The sequence below is a fragment of the Flaviflexus sp. genome (assembly GCF_052087705.1).
Taxonomy (GTDB): Bacteria; Actinomycetota; Actinomycetes; order Actinomycetales; family Actinomycetaceae; genus Flaviflexus; species Flaviflexus ciconiae.
Map to the genome: position 1 here is coordinate 48984 of NZ_JBQCYC010000001.1, position 18757 is coordinate 67740.

18 protein-coding genes and 1 pseudogene are annotated in these 18757 nt (G+C 59.3%); 13 read left to right on the plus strand and 6 right to left on the minus strand.

Features of this window, described 5'->3' with window-relative positions; all coding sequences use genetic code 11:
- Positions 1–16 precede the first annotated feature (16 nt).
- From ACTHUY_RS00220 to ACTHUY_RS00230, 3 genes are all read left to right on the plus strand, one after another.
- Complete coding sequence (locus tag ACTHUY_RS00220; protein ID WP_441677179.1) at positions 17–1063, plus strand: NAD(P)H-dependent glycerol-3-phosphate dehydrogenase; 1047 nt, start codon at positions 17–19, stop codon at positions 1061–1063.
- A 21-nt stretch (positions 1064–1084) separates the two neighbouring features.
- Positions 1085–2119, plus strand: a complete 1035-nt coding sequence (locus tag ACTHUY_RS00225; RefSeq protein WP_441677181.1) for a zinc-dependent alcohol dehydrogenase — start codon at positions 1085–1087, stop codon at positions 2117–2119.
- A gap of 133 nt (positions 2120–2252) precedes the next feature.
- Entirely contained in the window at positions 2253–3032 is a 780-nt protein-coding gene (locus ACTHUY_RS00230) for a DeoR/GlpR family DNA-binding transcription regulator (RefSeq protein ID WP_441677183.1), read from the plus strand.
- A 213-nt stretch (positions 3033–3245) separates the two neighbouring features.
- On the opposite strand, the gene ACTHUY_RS00235 is transcribed toward ACTHUY_RS00230, so the two are convergent.
- Positions 3246–3461 (minus strand): dihydroxyacetone kinase subunit DhaK, encoded by a 216-nt coding sequence (locus ACTHUY_RS00235; RefSeq protein ID WP_441677185.1) that lies wholly within the window; start codon positions 3459–3461, stop codon positions 3246–3248.
- A 38-nt stretch (positions 3462–3499) separates the two neighbouring features.
- On the opposite strand from ACTHUY_RS00235, the gene ACTHUY_RS00240 reads away from it, so the two are divergent.
- A complete protein-coding gene (locus ACTHUY_RS00240; RefSeq protein ID WP_441677338.1) occupies positions 3500–4084 on the plus strand; it encodes a GntR family transcriptional regulator in 585 nt (194 codons plus the stop codon).
- Positions 4085–4189: 105 nt separating this feature from the next.
- Here ACTHUY_RS00240 and ACTHUY_RS00245 read toward each other — a convergent pair whose 3' ends face one another.
- Complete coding sequence (locus ACTHUY_RS00245) at positions 4190–5035, minus strand: HAD family hydrolase (RefSeq protein ID WP_126703997.1); 846 nt, start codon at positions 5033–5035, stop codon at positions 4190–4192.
- Between the two features lie 170 nt (positions 5036–5205).
- Here ACTHUY_RS00245 and ACTHUY_RS00250 point away from each other — a divergent pair, with 170 nt between their 5' ends.
- The 4 genes and pseudogenes from ACTHUY_RS00250 to ACTHUY_RS00265 all read left to right on the plus strand — a co-directional run.
- On the plus strand, positions 5206–6267 hold the full coding sequence (locus ACTHUY_RS00250; protein WP_126703996.1) for a galactitol-1-phosphate 5-dehydrogenase: 1062 nt from the start codon (positions 5206–5208) through the stop codon (positions 6265–6267).
- Between the two features lie 14 nt (positions 6268–6281).
- Complete coding sequence (locus ACTHUY_RS00255) at positions 6282–7241, plus strand: sugar-binding transcriptional regulator (RefSeq protein ID WP_441655230.1); 960 nt, start codon at positions 6282–6284, stop codon at positions 7239–7241.
- A gap of 100 nt (positions 7242–7341) precedes the next feature.
- Positions 7342–7986, plus strand: a complete 645-nt coding sequence (gene deoC / locus ACTHUY_RS00260) for a deoxyribose-phosphate aldolase (RefSeq protein WP_126703994.1) — start codon at positions 7342–7344, stop codon at positions 7984–7986.
- A 328-nt stretch (positions 7987–8314) separates the two neighbouring features.
- A pseudogene (locus ACTHUY_RS00265) lies at positions 8315–9907 on the plus strand (ribulokinase); the annotation flags it as partial.
- Between the two features lie 127 nt (positions 9908–10034).
- Here the strand turns inward: ACTHUY_RS00265 and ACTHUY_RS00270 are convergent.
- A complete protein-coding gene (locus ACTHUY_RS00270) occupies positions 10035–10832 on the minus strand; it encodes an HAD-IIB family hydrolase (protein WP_441674800.1) in 798 nt (265 codons plus the stop codon).
- Between the two features lie 158 nt (positions 10833–10990).
- Here ACTHUY_RS00270 and ACTHUY_RS00275 point away from each other — a divergent pair, with 158 nt between their 5' ends.
- Entirely contained in the window at positions 10991–11785 is a 795-nt protein-coding gene (locus tag ACTHUY_RS00275; RefSeq protein ID WP_441655228.1) for a MerR family transcriptional regulator, read from the plus strand.
- A 237-nt stretch (positions 11786–12022) separates the two neighbouring features.
- On the opposite strand, the gene glpK is transcribed toward ACTHUY_RS00275, so the two are convergent.
- On the minus strand, positions 12023–13549 hold the full coding sequence (glpK, locus tag ACTHUY_RS00280; protein WP_441655227.1) for a glycerol kinase GlpK: 1527 nt from the start codon (positions 13547–13549) through the stop codon (positions 12023–12025).
- 385 nt (positions 13550–13934) lie between these two features.
- On the opposite strand from glpK, the gene ACTHUY_RS00285 reads away from it, so the two are divergent.
- Together ACTHUY_RS00285 and ACTHUY_RS00290 are read left to right on the plus strand one after the other, a co-directional pair.
- Complete coding sequence (locus ACTHUY_RS00285; RefSeq protein ID WP_441655226.1) at positions 13935–14924, plus strand: sugar-binding transcriptional regulator; 990 nt, start codon at positions 13935–13937, stop codon at positions 14922–14924.
- Between the two features lie 61 nt (positions 14925–14985).
- Entirely contained in the window at positions 14986–15513 is a 528-nt protein-coding gene (locus tag ACTHUY_RS00290) for an amino-acid N-acetyltransferase (protein ID WP_441677188.1), read from the plus strand.
- 199 nt (positions 15514–15712) lie between these two features.
- Here the strand turns inward: ACTHUY_RS00290 and ACTHUY_RS00295 are convergent, their stop codons facing one another.
- Positions 15713–16102: a hypothetical protein gene (locus ACTHUY_RS00295; RefSeq protein WP_126703988.1), complete on the minus strand. Its 390-nt coding sequence runs from the start codon at positions 16100–16102 to the stop codon at positions 15713–15715.
- Positions 16099–16962: an A/G-specific adenine glycosylase gene (locus ACTHUY_RS00300; RefSeq protein ID WP_441677190.1), complete on the minus strand. Its 864-nt coding sequence runs from the start codon at positions 16960–16962 to the stop codon at positions 16099–16101. The genes ACTHUY_RS00295 and ACTHUY_RS00300 overlap by 4 nt, the downstream gene beginning before the upstream one ends.
- A 68-nt stretch (positions 16963–17030) precedes the next feature.
- Between ACTHUY_RS00300 and ACTHUY_RS00305 the strand changes: the two genes are divergently transcribed.
- Positions 17031–18179 carry a hypothetical protein gene (locus ACTHUY_RS00305; protein ID WP_441677192.1) on the plus strand — a complete coding sequence of 383 codons (1149 nt, stop codon included), beginning with the start codon at positions 17031–17033 and terminating at the stop codon, positions 18177–18179.
- Between the two features lie 308 nt (positions 18180–18487).
- On the plus strand, positions 18488–18721 hold the full coding sequence (locus ACTHUY_RS00310; protein ID WP_441677194.1) for a hypothetical protein: 234 nt from the start codon (positions 18488–18490) through the stop codon (positions 18719–18721).
- Positions 18722–18757 lie beyond the last annotated feature (36 nt).

Consider the following 18757-nt stretch of genomic DNA (forward strand, 5'->3'; position numbering starts at 1 on the left):
TCGAAAGGGCCGAACAATGCCATCAATTGCCATTCTTGGTGCCGGAGCCATGGGCTCTGGCCTCGCAAATGCTCTCGTCCGCGCAGGCTGGGAGGTGAACCTTTGGGGTACCTGGCTGGACGATCACCTGATCGATGCCATCGAGGCAGGCTCACCGCACCCTCGCATCGACGTTGTCATCTCCGGCAAGGTCACGACCTTCCGTTCCGATGACCTGGCGAAGGCCATGGACGGCGTCGATGTTGTAGCACTCTCGGTTGCCTCCGCCGGTGTCCCAAAGGTTGTTGAACTTGCACTCCCCGGTATCTCCAAGGCCCAGGCCCTGTGGATGACCACGAAGGGCTTCCTTCCTGCGGAAGACGGCACCATTCAGCTCCTGCCCGCCGGTGTTCGCGCCATCGCAGAAGAGGCCGGCGTCGAACTTCCCCCGATCGTCGCAATCGCGGGCCCGGTCAAGGCGAACGAGTGCGCTGCCGACGAGCCGACCGCAACGATCTTCGGATGCAAGGACAAGGACGTAGCGGTGAAGTACGCCCGCGAGGCACGCTCCGATAACTACGCCATCGAACCCTCGGATGACGAGGTAGGCGTGGAAGTCTGCGCCCCGATGAAGAACGTCTACGCCATCATGCTCGGCATCGCCGACGGCCTCCAGGACAAGACCGGACATCCCCACCACAACCTCAAGGCAGCCACGTTCGCCCAGGCTGTGCGGGAGATGTCGATCCTTTCGGTTGCCCTCGGCGCCAAGGAAGCCACGGCCTACGGCCTGCCCGGCGTTGGTGACCTCGAAGTCACCGGCCTGTCCGGCCGCAACAAGGTCTACGGCTCGAGGATCGGACGCGGTGAGGGAGCCAAGACTGCTCTCGAAACGATGAAGGAGCTTGAGCAGACCGTTGAGGGCGTTCCGGCTATCCCGCTCGCCGTCAACCTCGTTGAGCAGACCGACGCTTCCCTTAAGGAGCGCATGCCGCTGCTGTTCGCGGCTCAGCAGATCGTCCACGAAGACGATCCCAACTACGCAGATGTTTTGGCGCAGGCGGTTCTGCCGCCCCGTCCCTAACAGAAAGTAGGTGCGACGCATATGCGCGCGTATATGTTCTATGGTCCGGGCGATCTTCGCCTGGAAGACGTCGAGCCGGGTGTCCCCGGCCCCGGAGAGATAGCCGTTGAGGTCAAGGCCGCAGCAACCTGCGGAACCGACCTCAAGTCGTATCGGCGCGGGCATCCCACGCTGTTTCCGACCCTCCCAGCAAGGTTTGGTCACGAGTTCGCTGGCATTGTTACGGAGGTGGGTGACGGGGTAACTGACTTCAAGGTCGGGGACCGCGTCGTCGCTGCCAACACTGCACCATGCGGGCACTGCTGGGCCTGCACCATCGGGCGCGAATCGCTGTGCGAGAACCTCGAGTACCTCAACGGGGCATTCGCGGAGCAGATTGTCATCCCGAAGGCAATCGTGGAAAGGAATACGTACCATATTCCAGACACGCTCTCCTTCGAAGCGGCAGCCCCGCTCGAGCCCCTGTCGACAGTGGTCCACGGAATCTACGAGTCCGGCATCAAGCTTGGCGATACGGTGACCGTGAACGGTGCCGGTCCGATTGGCCAGATGTTCATCAAGCTTGCGCAACTGCGCGGGGCCAGTGTCATCGCCGCCGACCGTTCCGCATCCCGCCTTGCGCAGGCCGCGGAAGCCGGTGCACGTACCGTCGACCTGACGGGACTCGAGGGCCCCGAGGAGTGTGCGGCACAGATTAACGAGCTCACCCCGGGCGGACGCGGCGCCGATGTTGCCGTGGAGGCTGTGGGACTGCCCCAGGTATGGGAGCAGACAGTTCACTGCCTCCGCCCCGGCGGAACTGCGGTGCTGTTTGGTGGAACCCCGAAGAACGCCCCGTTCTCGGTGAATTCCTCCGACATGCACTACAAGGAGTACACGCTTAAGGGCGTGTACCACCATCAGCCCAGGTACGTGAAGGTAGCTGTCGAACTGCTCTCAACCGGCAAGTTTGATGGCATGAGCCTCTGCACCGAGGTCAGGCCCTTGGAGGCTCTTGTTGAGTCTCTTGAGGACATGTCTCAGGGCAACGGATCGAAGTACATCCTGCGCCCCTAGCACGTGAGTGGTGTGTCGGGGCTCTGGCCCCGACACACCTATCTCGACGATCTGTGCTGCTTATTTCTTTCACCCATTTCGTTCTTCTTCGATGGGTGGCAGTAGAGTTTGATGTAGGGAGGAAGTGAACACTGTGGCTCAGCTCAGCAAGAACGATCGGCAGCAAATGCTCGCCGAGCATGTCCTAAACCTTGGGACGGTGCGCGTCGAGGACCTGCTTAAGCTCGTCGACGCGTCCCCGATGACGATCTATCGGGACCTGTCAGAACTTGAGAACGATCGAGTTATCGTGCGTTCCCGCGGTGAGGTCACGGCCGTTGCGACATCGCTCAGCGAAACGTCGATGAAGTATCGGCTCACGCAGGAGGAAGACGCCAAGAACTCACTGGTTTCCGTGTTCGCCCCGCTCTTTACCCGGGGATCCTCGATCATCTGCGACGACTCATCAACCGTATTCTCGATTCTCAAGGAATATACGTCCGTTGGTGGGCTCACGATCATCACGAACAACTGGTCGATTATTCAGCTTGCTGGCTCGGTGCCAGACTGGGAGCTCATTACGCTCGGCGGATTCTATGATCGCCACCTAGACGCGAACTATGGCCCTGCCGGAGTGAAGATGCTCCGGGAGATCCGGGCCGACCATGCTATCATTTCGGCTGCCGCAATCAGCGACGGGGTCGTGTACCACCCATATGCTGCGGTGGCCGACTACAAGGCGCTCATGCTCCAGGCAGCCAGCCATTCCCATCTCGCGGTGACGCACTCGAAGTTTGAGCGTAAGGCACTCTACCGAGTGGCTGACACGGCAGACTTTGACTCGGTGGTTGTTGACGCTGGCACGTGCAATGAGATTGTCGAAACCCTGCGCAACCGAAGTGCGAACGTTAAGATTGGCACGCCTGTTTCCTAGGAATTCGGGAAGGGGATCAACGCGCAGGGAAAAGGATCTGTCTGTGCGACGTTGCTTCCTCCGCGATTGCCGGGTGCCTTCCGACGCTGAGGTAACCGCGTAAATTTAGTCGTGGACGAGAGAAATTGTGCGACATGGGGCGCTTTAGCTTGATGTAGGGAGAGAGGTGAGGGGGCTGGCAGAACATGTTCTGCCAGCCCCCGCACCTACTTGTTAGAAGGTACGGATTGCGATCTCCGCCGGTGCAAGGAAGAGCTCTTTAAGCTCGGCATCAACCTTGCAGAGGGTGAGGGAGACGCCCGCCATCTCCAGCGAAGTACAGTATTCGCCGACGTAGCTACGCCACACCTTGATGCCACGCTCTTCGAGCTTGCGGTGCGCGATGCCGTAGAGGAGGTACTGCTCGGAAATCGGGGCAGAGGATTCCATCGGAATCCGTCCTTCAGGACAGTTTCGGCGTGTCCCGCATGACTGTGCGGGGAGTACTCAACGTACTTGCCGACGAAGGGCTCTTTCACCGGATCCCCGGCACGGGGACGTTCGTTTCTGAACCGAAGATTGCAACAAAGTCACCTGCGTACCAGGGAATTAGGCAGCAACTTGAGGATCGCGGTTACACAACCCAGACCGAATTGCTTTCCTTTGATCTTGTGGCGGCACCCGATACATTTGCGGATTTCTTCGGCATTCCGAAGAAATCGCCCGTCTATCAGATCTCTCGCAGGCGCTTCCTCGAAGGAAAGCCAGTGACGATCCACCGTTCCTGGGTGAGTGCCGACCTGGCGCCGAGCCTCGATCGGTTTGATGTTGTTGAACGGCAGCTTTGTGAAGTCCTCAGCACCGAATTTGCACTGAACGTCAAGAACACCGACGAGAGTCTCGAGGTGATCCTCGCGTCGGAAAAAGAAGCCGGGCTACTTGGCGCCGAACCGGGGGCTCCACTTCTGAAACTGGTTGACCAATTGCGTGATGAACGCGGGCGACGATACGAATACACCAACCTTCTGATGCGCTCAGATCGCATGAAGCTCGAGTTCCATTTCGAATCCTGAATCCGCTGGTGTGCGGTCGAAGTGGACGCAAATAGGGGGCCGGTCGATCAAGACCGGCCCCACTATATTCATGAACAGTTTTCTCCCGGCGGGGAGGATCCTCCGCTATGCGGCGCTACTGCGCCGGTGATCCGCCCACCGGGTGAGGAAATCTGCGACCGCATCGTCCTCGTTTAATCCGATCTCGTAGTGGCACGATTCCTTGACGTGAGGGTAGGCATTGCCCATGGCGACCGCGATCCCGACGTTTGGTAGCCAGGAGAGGTCATTCTCCGAGTCCCCAATTCCGAGCGTCCTCTCGGGAGTGGCCCCAAGGTCATTAAGAACCGGAGTGAGACCACTCCACTTGCTGACGTTTTCCTCCGTGAGTTCGTAGAACTCCGGGAGAGTCTTCACGGTTTCGGGGAAGCGCTCGCGGAGACGTTCCACCATCTCGTCCGTCCGCTCAGGGTCGATGTAGTACATCACCTTGAGTCTGTTGTTGCGATCGAGCTCGTCAAGGTCGACAAGTTCGGGGGCAAGACCCTCATTGGGTGCCTTGAGGAGTTGGCGACCGGAGCCATCGACTTCCGTGTAGAAGAAATCGGTTCCAAAAATCACGGTCTCGAGATCGTTCTCGCGACCAAACTCTAGAACTTCCCGGTAATAGTTGTCGTTCAGCGGGCCGAGACCAATGATCTCGTCGTGGTCGGTATGGACAGTGATCGCGCCATTGCAGGCGATCACGTAGCCGGAGCGTTCCATGCGGGTGAAGAGCTTGCGTAGCGCGGGAGCCATGCGTCCCGAGGCTAGGACGACATGAACACCGGTGTCGGTAAGGTCCCGAAGTGCGTCGATTGTTCGGTCAGAAACGCTTGCATCATCGCGGGACAGGGTGCCGTCAACATCGAAGACTGCGACGTCGATGTCGTCGATGTTCGGGGGCAAGGAGTCGTCTAAGAGTTCGGCCATACCAAGACCTTATAGGACAAGCCAATGCTCGACAAAGCGCGGAAAATCAACAAAAGTTGAACTTGGTCGCTCATATGTCGGAGTTACCAATTTACGTTGATTTTGTGGTGCGTTCGGGCCTACTCTGGGGGAGGTCGTGGGCTGGAATGGGCCAGCCCGGAGGAGGAAAAATGTCAGAGAAAATGAAGGCCGTTGTCATGCATGCGGTCGGCGATATTCGTCTCGAAGAAATCGATAAGCCGGTTGCTGGTCCGGGTGAGGTCGTCATGAAGATTGCGGCCTGCGGCGTGTGCGGTTCCGACCTCGACCGCATGTACAAGAAGGGCCCCCACAAGCTTCCGCTCGTCACGGGCCACGAGTTCTCCGGCTACATTGAGGAGCTCGGTGAGGGCGTTGAGGGCTTTGAGGTCGGCGACCTTGTCACTGTCCCCCCAATGCTTCCCTGCTTCGAGTGCGCTCCCTGTGTTCAGGGCGAGTTCTCGCTGTGCGAGAACTACGACTACTACGGTTCCCGTCGTAACGGCGCCTACGCCGAGTATGTTGCCGGCCCCGCCAACCTTCTTCTCAAGGTTCCCGCCGGTCTTGATGCTCGCGCCGCCGCGATGGTCGACCCGGCCGCTATTGCTTTGCACGCGATTTGGCGGACGAAGCTGACCGCCGGTTCCCGCGTTGCCGTCATGGGTGGCGGCGGCCCGATCGGCCTGTTTGCCGTTCAGTGGGCGCGGATCATGGGTGCCACCGACATCGTTGCCGTCGATGTGTCTGAGGAGAAGGCCAAGCTGGCACTCGAGGCAGGGGCAACCACGGCGGTTTCCTCGACCGAAGAACTCGAGAAGATTGTTGGATCCGGTTTCGATGTTGTTGTTGAAACGACGGGTGTTCCGGCGGTTGCTGACCAGTCGGTTGGCATTGCTGCTCGCCACGGCGAAGTTACCCTTATCGGCATTCCGAACGCCCCGGTGGAGATCTCGGCAGGGAACTGGGCTCGCCTCATGCGCCTGGAGATCAACATTTGCGGTTCGTGGAACTCCTTCGGTGCGCCCTTCCCGGGTGCCGAGTGGACGACCACCCTCGAGCACATGGCCAACGGCAACCTGCTGTGGGAGTTCATGATCACCCACGAGGAGCCGCTCGAGAAGGTAGCGGAGACGATTCGCAACATGTCTGAGCGCACGATCCATTCCTCGAAGGTTCTTTTCCTTCCGAACGGAACGGACCTGCCGACCAACTAGCCCGGCAGGCAACTATGAAAAGCGGAAGTACCGAGCACGAGCACGCCATGGTGAGAGCGGCGGAGCTGTACTACAACGACGGACTGCTCCAGTCCGAGGTTGCGGACAAGCTTCGCCTGTCCCGCTGGAAGGTGGGAAGGCTCCTTGAGGAGGCCCGGTCCTCGGGCCTTGTCGAAATTAAGATCCATCACCCTCAGTCGAGGAGGCGCGACCTCGAGCGGAAGCTCATGGAGCGCTTCGACTGCGGCGAAGCCGTTGTCGTCGAATCTCAACCGACGAACGCGGGGACGATGGCGTTGGCGGCGCAGGCCGCCGCTGACTATCTGGTCGAGCTCCGGCCGCAGCCGGGGATCGTTGGGGTTTCCTGGGGGCACACCGTGGCCGCCATTGCGGAACGGCTCCCCGAAGGTATTCTCAGGGAACCCACGATTGTGCAGCTGAATGGTGGGGCCAACTCCCTCACGGACACGGTGGATGCTGGAAGCATCATCCGGATGATTGCGAGAAAGTCCCGCGATCCGCGGACCGCGCTGCTTCCAGCATCCGCGATCGTCCAGGACCGGGAGCTTGCTCGGCGGCTCATGGCTGATCCTCAGGTGGGGAAAGCACTCGAGCTTGCCGCCAGGGCCGAAGTTGGCCTCTTCTCGATTGGTGTCCTCTCACCGCATTCGGTGCTGCGGAAGACCAACTGCATCACCGCCGACGAGGTCGTGGGTCTTCAAGAGGCCGGTGCTATCGGGGATATTCTCGGGCACTACATTGACCGCTTTGGTCGGGTTGTTGACTTCGAGCTCGACCAGCGGACGATTGGCTTGGATATCGATTCCCTCGCTAAGATCCCGAAGTCGATCGCAGTTGCGGTGGGGGAGGAGAAGAGCGGAATTACCCGCGCTGTTCTCTATGCCGGGATCTGCTCGGTTCTCGTCACCGAATCCAAGATTGCTGAGAATGTCCTCGGTGTCGAGGACCGCTGAGAAGGTGCTCGACGCTAACCCACTGTAGTTTTAACGTAATGGCTTCGGCCCACACCACCACAAGATCCGCGGCTACCGTGCCGCCAGAACCGGAGAAAATATGAATCCTCAGGATGTTGTATCCATTGTTGACCACACGCTGCTGGCCCCGGAGGCCACGAAGGAAGACGTTCTTAAGCTCCTTGACGATGCCGAGGCGCTGGGCACCTTCTCGGTCTGCGTCTCACCCACCCAGATCCCGCTCCCGCGGGAGACAAGCGTGAAGGTTGCCGCGGTCTGCGGTTTCCCCTCGGGCGCCCACTCCGCGACCGTTAAGGCCGCCGAAGCGAAGGAACTGGCTGATGCTGGGGTTGACGAGATCGACATGGTCATCAACGTCGGCAAGGCCAAGGAGGGCGACTTCGACTACATCAAGAACGAGATCGCCGCAGTCCGCGAGGCAGCCCCGAATGTTCTCCTCAAGGTCATCATCGAGTCGGCCGCCCTGACCGACGACGAGATTGTTGCCGCCTGCCAGGCTTCCGTTGATGCGAAGGCCGACTACGTGAAGACGTCGACCGGCTACCACAAGGCTGGCGGAGCATCCGTCTCTGCCATCAAGCTCATGCGCGAGACCGTTGGTCCGAACATTGGCGTCAAGGCCTCCGGCGGTATTCGTGACGGCAAGTTTGCGACCGAACTGATCGAAGCCGGCGCAAGCCGCCTTGGCCTGTCGGGTACCCAGAAGGTTCTTGACACCCTCTAAACCGTTCTGAGGTATTCCGCGTCAACAAACTTTGGCGCGGCATACCTCAGCAAGTACACCCAGTCATTGCCGCGGTGCGCCGCGGCAATTTCTACCCCTTTTAGACCCCGAAATTCCCTCGGCATAACATCCAAGAACTGTCGCAGACCACGTGCGACATCCCAACCGAACAACCGTAGATTCTTGCGGAATACCGATCCGTTGCCGCGTAAACGCGCGGCATTACTATCCAACGATCAAAGGTGATCTTATGAGCGAAAAATACGTTATTGGTGTCGATTTTGGCACGCTGTCCGGCCGCGCCACGGTCGTGTGAGTTTCGGACGGACGCGAGCTTGGCTCGTCCGTCATGGAGTACCCGCACGGTGTCATGGACCGTACCCTCACCGCAGGTGATGGTCAGACACTACCTCCCGACTACGCACTCCAAGTTCCGGCCGACTACGTCGAGGTCCTTAAAGCGGTTGTTCCCGAAGCGATCCGCGATGCTGCGGTGAATGCTGACGACATCATCGGTATCGGAACCGACTTCACGTCGGCCTCGGTTCTCCCCACCGACGAGAACGGCGTTCCGCTGTGCGAGTCGGAGGAATTCAAGAACAACCCGCATGCCTACGTGAAGATGTGGAAGCACCACGGCGGCACCGAGCAGGCTGAGCGCGCGATCGCGATCGCCGAGGCACGTGGCGAGATGTGGCTCGGCCGCTACGGCGGACGCATTTCCTCCGAGATTGTGCTTCCGAAGGCACTTGAGACCCTGGAGAAGGCACCCGATGCCTACGCGGCGATGGACTACTACGTTGAGGCTGTCGACTGGATCGTGTGGCAGCTGTGTGGCCGCCTCATCCACTCCGCGGCCCCGGCGGCCTACAAGTCGCTGCGTCAGAACGACCAGTACCCCTCCGAGGAGTATTTCGCCGAGCTCAACCCGCAGTTCCGCGCCTTCATCGCCGACAAGTTTGAGGCCCCGGTCCTCCAACTTGGTGATCGAGCCGGTGACCTGACTGAGGAAATGGCGAATGATCTGGGGCTTCGCCCCGGCATTGCCGTCGCCGTCGGACAGATTGATGCTCACGTGACCGCGCCCGCCGCGAAGGCCATTGAAGTTGGTCAGATGACGGCGATCATGGGGACCTCGAATGTTTACATCGTCAACGGTAAAACTGCCCGCGACATCCCCGGTGTCTTTGGTATCGCCAACGGTGGTATCTCCGCAGGGCTGTGGGGCTACGAGGGCGGACAGACCGGTGTGGGTGACATCTTTGCCTGGATCGTCGACAACATCGTTCCCGGCGAATACCAGAACGAGGCCAACCGCCGCGGAATCTCCGTCCACGAACTCCTCACAGAGAAGGGTGCCGAGCAGGAGATCGGCGAGCATGGTCTCATCGCTCTCGACTGGCACAACGGAAACCGTTCGATCCTCAACAACGGTGCCCTGTCGGGCACGCTGGTCGGCATGACGCTCAACACCCGGCCCGAAGAGATCTACCGCGCCTACCTGGAAGCAACCGGCTTTGGCTTGCGGGTCATTATCGAGAACTTCCTCCAGCACGGAGTGGAGATCAACGAGATCGTGGCCGCCGGCGGCCTGCTGAAGAACAAGTTCCTCATGCAGATCTACGCCGACATCACCCGTATCCCGCTCTCAATCTCCGGATCGAACCTCGCAGGCTCCCTCGGCGCAGCGATCTACGGTGCAGTTGCGGCGGGTGCCTACCCGAACGTGTACGAGGCAGCTAATGCTATGGGCTCCAAGATCGAACACGCCTACGTGCCGAACGAGGACGCGGCCAAGAAGTACGACCTTCTGTACGAGGAGTACCTGACACTCCACGACTACTTCGGTCGCGGAACCAATGATGTCATGGCACGCCTCAAGGGCATCCAGCGCTCCATCCATGAACGCAAGAACAGCTAGGACAACGGCGGCTGCGCAATGGAGTAACAACCACCCATGAAGCGGCTAAGTCAGAGCTGATTACTGATCGGGGCAGGTTTGGTGTTATGCCGGGCTTGCCCCGATCAGTAGTGTGGTTTGAGCTTACCTAGCGGCTCTTTGCGAGCTCCTCGATGTAGCGAACGACTGCGCCCGATTCCTGGCTGCCGATAACCTCGTCGACAACCGTCTTGACCTCGGGGGAGGCGTTGTCGGGTGCGACCGAGTGCGCCATGCGAGGCAACCAGTCCAGGTCGTTACCGGAATCGCCGATACCGAGGCAGTTGTTCAGATCAATGCCGAGGCGCTCCGCCAGCCAGGTCAGTGCGCCCTCCTTGCCGGAACCCGGTGCCGACATCTCCGCCACCGTATCCATGGACTGAACGATGTTCGGTTGCTTTGCTCTCATGAGAGGAACCTGCTTCTCGAGAAAATCTGGCAGTCCCCAGTACATGACCTTGATGACGTCGCTCCAGTCAGCATCGTCGATGGGTTCAAAGCTGATCGGTACCTGCGAGTTGCCGTTCCTCGTGTGTTCTGCCGCTATCCCGTCCTGTTCCATGACCAGGTCGTGGGTGCGGAACAGTGCAATGTCCGCACCTGCTTCGCGGCCGATAGTGACAAGCTCGGAAATCAGAGAATCGTCCATGACCGAGCGACGCAGGATTTCGGTGCCGGGCTGCTGAGCGATCACGCCGCCGTTGGCCGCCACGGCATAACCGGGGATGTTTGCTCCCTCGAGAACCGCCACTCCAGCATTGAGGGTTCTGCCCGTCGCGACAATGATCGTCGCTCCCGTGGCTGACAGAGCTGCCAACGCATCGAGAACATCCTGTTCGGCGTCAGCTCCGATCGGGGTGAGGGTTCCATCGAGATCGAAAATGTAAGCGTCCCGGCTACAGTTCACTGCGGCTCCTTCAAGTCATGTCTGCACAACCATCTTCTCACTACAGGGCAGAGACGGCCGACTCGCGGGCGTTCGGGCACGTGACCTGACTTTGGGTGGCAAAACCGCCATCCCGCTTGCCTTGACCCTGACGCAACGTCAGGCTGGATGCTATGAGCGTGAGAGATGAACCGGGTATGACGGTGGGGCAGGTTGCAGAGCTCGTTGGAGTGAGTGTGCGGACCTTGCACCACTGGGACGAGATTGGTCTTGCGGTGCCGAGTGGACGGTCAAGTGCCGACTATCGGCTCTATTCCGAATCGGATGTCCACCGGATCGAAACGGTCCTCGTGTACCGCGAGACCGGCATGCCACTATCGATCATCGCTGAGGTTCTGGGTGAGCCTGCGCTCGGTGAGCGCGAACATCTGGAACAGCAAAGAAAGCTTCTCGTTGCCAGGATCTCCCACCTTCAGCAGAAGATCTCTGCTGTTGATCAACTGTTGAGGGAAAAAGGAATGCGAAGAAAACTTACCGCCGCACAGCGGGCCGAGATTCTTGGGACGGATTGGAACCCGGCGTGGGAAGACGAAGCGGAAGAACGCTGGGGTGAGAGTGACGCGTGGAAACAGTCCAACAAGCGCGTGAGCGACATGACTGCGGATGATTGGAAGGTAGCGAAACGCAACATTAACGTGCTCGAGGAGAAGCTGGCGGAGGCCTTCGAGGAAGGTGTTGAACCGGGCACCGAACGAGCCAACGAACTGGCCGAGCTACACCGCGGCTGGGTGGGAGAGTGGGTCGAAACAACCCATTCGAAGCAGGTGCTCATGGCACGCCTGTACACGGAAGACCCGCGCTTCCAATCCCACTACGATGATCGCGCCCCGGGCCTTGCCCGGTGGGTGCGAGACATCGTCGAAGCTAACGCCCGAGCAAATGGAGTGGATCCCGACACTGCCGAATGGGTCTAGTAGAACTTTGCCGCAGTGGTTATCGCAACGACTGCGGGCTAAACCCAAGGCTTGAGAGCTGTCAGCGAAACCCTGGGAAGCCGAGCGCTTTGCGGAAAAGACGGCTCCTCGAGGTTGGTATCAATGCGGATGTTCTCAACGGGAATATTTGCGGAAATAGATAGCGGTAGGCCCGAACAGTTTGAGCTGTTCGGGCCTACCGTCGACTATTGACTATCGAATGGCTTGATCAGGTGATCAGGCGTTAGTGACATCCTCGTCGACCCAGTCGAAGGTGCGGGTAACGGCCTTCTTCCAGAGACGCATCTGACGTGCACGCTCGTTCTCGTCCATTTCGGGCGTCCAGCGGGAGCCTTCCTGCCAGTTGTTGATGACGTCCTGCTCGCCCTGCCAGAAGTCGACAGCGATGCCTGCCGCGTAGGCGGCACCGAGAGCGGTGGTCTCCGCAACCTTGGGAGCAACAACGTCCACGCCGAGGATGTCGGCCTGGAACTGCATGAGAGCTTTGTTGGCGATCATGCCGCCGTCAACGCGGAGCTCGGTGAGGTCGGCGCCGGAGTCGGCGTTCATTGCCTCGAGAACCTCGGCAGTCTGGAAGGCGGTTGCCTCGAGGACTGCGCGGGCAATGTGGCCCTTGTTGTTGAAGCGGGTGAGGCCGACGATCGCGCCGCGAGCATCGTCCTTCCAGTACGGAGCGAAGAGGCCCGAGAAGGCGGGGACGACGTAAACGCCGCCGTTGTCCTCAACGGTCTCAGCAAGGGTCTCAATCTCCGGTGCGGAGTTGATCATGTTGAGGTTGTCGCGCAGCCACTGGACGAGCGAGCCCGTGACAGCGATGGAGCCCTCGAGTGCGTACACGGCCGGAGCGTCACCGATCTTGTAGCAGACGGTGGTGAGCAGGCCGTTCTTGGAGGTAACGGCTTCCTGGCCGGTGTTGATGAGCATGAAGTTACCGGTGCCGTAGGTGTTCTTCGCCATGCCCTTCTCGAAGCAAGCCTGGCCGAAGGTGGCTGCCTGCTGGTCACCGAGGATACCCGCGATCGGGGTGTCGATGATGAGGGTGTTCTTGGCGCCGTGGCCGTAAACCTCGGAGGAGGACCTAATCTCGGGGAGCATCGACATGGGAATGCCCATGTCGGCGCAGATCTCGGGATCCCACTCGAGCTTGCGAACATCCATGAGCATGGTGCGCGAAGCGTTGGTGACGTCGGTTGTGTGGACGCCGCCGTCAACACCACCGGTCAGGTTCCAGAGAACCCATGCGTCGGTGTTGCCGAACAGGAGGTCGCCCGCTTCAGCCTTCTCGCGTGCTCCCTCAACGTTGTCGAGGATCCACTTGATCTTCGGGCCCGAGAAGTAGGTGGCGAGCGGTAGACCGACGCGCTCCTTGTACTTCTCCGCGCCTTCGTCCCCGCCAAGCTCGCGTGCGATCTTGTCGGTACGGGTGTCCTGCCAAACGATGGCGTTGTAGACCGGCTGGCCCGTGTTCTTGTCCCAGACAACTGCCGTCTCACGCTGGTTGGTGATACCGACGGAGGCGATCTCGTGGCGGTTGATATCGGCCTTACCCAGGGCCATACCAATTACCTCGCGAACGTTGTCACGGATCTCGATCGGGTCGTGCTCAACCCAGCCCGGCCTCGGGAAAATCTGCTCGTGTTCCATCTGTCCAACGGAGACGATCTCACCGGAGTGGTTGAAGATAATCGCGCGGGATGAGGTGGTTCCCTGGTCAATTGCCAATACGTACTTCTTCTCGGTCATCTTTGACGAGTTCCTTTCGTGGTGGTGAGGCCGACGCGCTGTCTGCCTTCGTGCCGAAGCGTTTGCACCGGCACAGTGTTCAAAGGTAGTAAGTGGTGATCGCTCGCGCCAGTTGGACTGGAGACGCAACGTTGCGGCCAGCACCCGGGTGGGTGTAATCACATCATACTGAAAAAAGTGTGCCAGGCATGCACTTGATCGCATAAGGTATGAACGTACGTGCATGCTGAACCTGACCTGCCGCAACGACGTGTTAATCCCGTCAATTTGCGGCAAGAAGGCGAGATCCTATGCTCATCGCGGAGCAGTGGATTCTAGACAGTATGCTAGAGAGAGCGTGACATACATATGGTCACGGCATGACCGCACAACGAGGAGAGTCAGGTTGTCCGAGGACCGTCGGAGAATTGCTTACGAGGCAGCCGTTCTGCACTATGTGCAGGGTGAAACCATGGAGACGGTCGCCCGCAGACTCGGCGTCTCCCGCTCGACAGTGTCGAGGTTGATATCGCTGGCCCGGGATGAGGGGCTCGTTCGTATCAGCCTTCACCCGCCCACCGAGAACTCTGATTCGCTCGCCGCCCGGCTGTCCGAGATGTTCGGAATCAATGCCCACGTGGTCCCCGTGTCTCCAACGTCAACAGATGTGCGCAGGCTTGACGCCGTCGCCACTGTCGCAGGTGCCATCATCTCCGACCTTGTGAAACCCGGCCACACGATTGGCGTCGCCTGGGGTACGACCATTTCGGCCGTCACCGATCATCTCTCCCCGCGTCCCGCGCCCGGATCGATTGTCGTTCAGCTGAACGGCGCCGCGAACTCCTCCACGACCGGCATCCCCTACGCCGGCCAAATCATCGATTCCTTCGGTAAGGCCTTCGGCGCCACGATCCGGCACTTCCCGGTACCTGCCTTCTTCGACTTCGCAGAAACCCGCGAAGCAATGTGGCGGGAACGCTCCCTCGCGTCGGTCCGCGAACTCCAGCAGACCACCGATATCGCCGTTTTCGGTGTCGGCTCCTTCAACTCTCCGCTGGCCTCCCACGTGTATGTGGGCGGCTACCTGTCACCGCAGGACATTTCTGTTCTACGCGCCGAGGGTGTTGTCGGAGATATTTGCACGGTCCTCCTGCGCCCCGACGGTTCCTACGAGGACATCGAGATCAACAAACGCGCCACCGGCCCTACCCCCGGGGAACTGAAGAAGATCCCGCGCAGAATCTGCGTTGTTGCAGGTGCCTCGAAGGTTCTGCCACTGCACGGAGCACTGCTTGCAGGTGCCGTCACCGACTTGATTATTGATGAGGGGGCGGCCTGGAAACTCATGGATTTTGCTTCGGGTCAGCGTAAGCGCAAGGACCGAAACGGCCACTGATTCAGGAGTATGCCAGACGCGGCCCGCACCTGGGTGGCATAGCGGGGACTAGAATGGCGTGATGATCAATATCATGCCCGCCTTTCCCGCACACGTTCGTGGCATCGCTGAGCTCATTGAGCCGATGGTTGCACAGAGGCTCCTGATCTCCAAGGACCTCATTGACTACTTCGAAGACGTCCAGGAGTTTTACGTAGCGATCGACGGCGATCGCGTTGTTGGATGCGGGGCACTCCACGTCCTCTGGGAAGACATCGCGGAGATTCGTACTCTCGCCGTTTCCACCGATTATCAAGGGCGGGGTGTTGGCGGCAATCTCTACCTTGCACTGGAAGCAAAAGCGTACGAGCTAGAGCTGCGCAGGCTCTTCTGCCTCACCTTCGAAACGTCGTTCTTCGGTAAGTTTGGCTTCACAGAGATCCAGGGAACTCCCGTCGGTGAAAACGTATACGCCGAAATGCTCCGCTCCCACGATGACGGTATGGCGGAATTCCTGGAGCTTGCGCGCGTCAAGCCCAACACTCTCGGCAACACCCGGATGCTTAAAGAGCTGGACAATCCCATCAGCGAAGGTGGATTTCAAAGCTAAGTCGACGGGCCTAACGTTGACCTCAACCTAGCCGCATCGAGGCGAACACGTGTTGTTTTGAGGCGGGTAGGAGTTTGATCGAGGCATATCGGAGTTGGATCGAGGCGTGTCCGACCGATCTCCCCACTGGGGAATTGCTACGTAGCCAGCTTGGTCAAGTTGCTTTCCTACAGCTACCGGACTTTGTCGGCTTTACCGATTAGCGTTGACGTTCCAGTTGGCCGGAAACGAACCAGGCGGCGATCGGACCCTGGATAGCTACGAGCCCAATGATGAGAGACGTGATCGGATCGATCATGACAGCTGCTGCGACTGCGGCAACAATAATGGCGATGGCTGTCGCGATCGCAGCGATCTTCCAGATGCGGATGGCAAAGCCGTGAAGACCCGGGTCCTTTTGTCGAGAGATGACAAGGACGCCGCCAAGGGTCAGACCGAGTGTGGAGATTGAGGGGATAACGGGAGCCCAGGTTCGGTCCGTTGCCGGAGTGAACTCGTACAGGATGAGCCCGATGACGGACAGGAGCAGTCCGACGATAACGAGTCCTGTGGACCAGAGGATAATGCGATGATTTGGCATGGGGCTCATGAATCTAGGCTACCGGGAAGAAACACGTGTTCGCCTGAACGCTCCACCAAACGATCAGTGAGAAGCCCCTCGAGAGCTGCCTCTGCCCGGCTCGGATCTGCTTCAAGGATGCTGGCAACCGGAATGGGTTCAGCCGAGTCGCGGAGCGCCCTCATAATGTTTCCCCGGGCCTGACGCATCGTTCCCTCCCACTGCTGAGTCTTTCTCCGATGTGCATGGAGATCTGCCGGATATCCCAGCTCCCGCCATCCGCACTCTTCAGCAACCGGGCACTGCGAGCAGATCGGGGAACGTGCCGTGCACACCAGGGCGCCCAGCTCCATTACTCCTGCATTCCACACCACGGACTCGTCCACATCCTCGGGGAGCATACCTGCGGCACGTTCACGCTCGGGTTTCGTTAGCGAGGGTGGGGGTAGAGCCTCTCCATGAAGCCGGGCAATAACTCTCCGGATGTTTGTGTCAAGAACGAGTGATCGCTTGCCGAAACCAAAGGCCATGACAGCCGCTGCCGTATAAGAACCAATCCCGGGAAGAGCAAGCAGTTCCTCTTCGCTGCGCGGGACCTCGCCGCCGTGTCTTTCAACAATGACCTGCGCGCATTCGCGCAGTCGCAGTGCTCGTCTTGGATAGCCAAGTGACTTCCAGGCGCGCAGAACATCATCGGTGCGGCCCTGTGCGAGCGCCTCGGGAGTTGGCCAGCGTTCCGTCCACTCCAGCCATGCGGGAAGGACTCGGGCGACGGGAGTCTGCTGGCTCATAACCTCGCAAAGCATAATATGCCACGGCGGCGTTCCATCCTCCCGCCACGGGAGGTCGCGCCCATGCTTGTCGAACCACGCCGCAATCTCGATAAACATCGTTCTTAGTGTGTCACAGGGGCGCGCTGATCATGCATTTCGATGCTCAACGGCTCTAAGTTAGTAGCGTGAAGGATTCTGAGGATCAGGGGAAGCCCCGCAAGGGCAACACCCCCGGAAGAGGCGAGCCCGGTAAGGCTCGCCGGTCGGGCACGCCCGCGCGCGGCGCAAAGCGCCCCAGACCTTCTGAAACGAAGCCGATCCCCGGCACGCTACCGCGCGACGGTAGTCCAAAGAGGACCCCGAGTGAGCGTAAGCCACGCCCGCGCCCCACGGCAGCCGACGGCACACCGAAGCGGACAAGTCGCTCCACGTCGACCACTGCCTCCCGGCAAGGAACCTCTCGGACGAGCGCGCGAGGCACAGCCGGTCGTGCCACCCAGCAGCCCGCCAAGGGTGCACCAAGTAGGCGACCGAGCGGCCGGAAACAATCCCCAATTGGGAAATCCTCCGCAACCGCAACGAGGAAGCCGCGGCCGAAGCCGCTGTCAGCAGAGGAACAGGCGGCTAAGGAAAAGAAGAAGCGTCTCATCATCGGTGCAATCATTGCTGTGCTCGTCGCAGCTTTGGCGATCGGTGCAGCCGTATTCCTGCAGTCGCAGCTGAACAAGCGCGAGGAACAAATAGTTGCGGGTTCCGAGGAAGATAACTTTGACGTTATCCCGTGCGACCCCAGCATGCTGGAGATGGATATCAACCGCTTTGGAAGTGTCGCGGGATATCCGATCACGTTTGCTGTATCGATGACGAATACCTCGGAGCAGACGTGTTCGCTGGATGCTGGATCGGATCATCTCGTCCTTGAGGTTACGTCCGGTAATGACAATGTTTGGGCCTCGAACCACTGCGTGTCTGGAGACGAGTCTGAGCTATACGTGTTTAGCCCCGGAGTCTCCACTCAGATTGATGTTCAGTGGGGTGGCAACAGATCCAACGCTGAGTGCACAGGTGGCTTACCTGCACCGCGCCCCGGCACCTATGTTGTCCAGGGATCCGTCGACGGAACCGAATTCCCGCAGCTAAGGCAGTCCTTTGTTCTGACAGATTCCTCAGGTGTTGCTCCTGCTCAGGAGGAGCCAGTCGAAGAAGAAACAACTGAAAAGTCAGCCGAGGAAACAACAAACAAAGATGCCGTTGTCGACGAAGAGAACGACCCCACCGAGGAGTTCATCGTCGATGAAGACATCCCCGAGGATCACGAGCACATCCAGGACTGACGGACTAAACGAGATGGGGATCCGGATGATTTCTTAGACACTTTTAGGAGTCATCATTTCCAAGGTCTCGTATTCGCCCGAGGATCGTCGTGAGGCACTTGCGACGTATAGAAAGTCGCATTCGGCTGTGTACACGATCAGGGTGTTGGGCTACCCCTCCCGGAACACGCTTCATACCCGGATCGGGGAATTAAGACCGGGCCGACAGGCCCGAAAGAGATAGGACTATCGCCAGCCTGTTAGCAGTGAAACAAAGATTTTGGCGTATGAACGAGTCATCGCTGGTGAAACAGTACGAGCGGTAGCCGATGATCTGGAAATCAACTTATGCGTCAAACCTTTATGTTTGGTTGAACATGTACAAAAGCGGAGGAAGACCAGTCCTGATGTCCCAAGCCGATGAGAATCGCCAGCGCGCCGCTACCCGACAGCAGCTGGAAGCAAGCCTTCACGATAACCCGGACGAGCTCCGCGCCACAGCCGCTCAGCTCGCAGTAGATAAAGCACTACTGAAAGAAGAGCTGGAGCTTTTAGAAAAATGACGAGGGCGTCATTCCCGGACAACTGACCACCAGGCA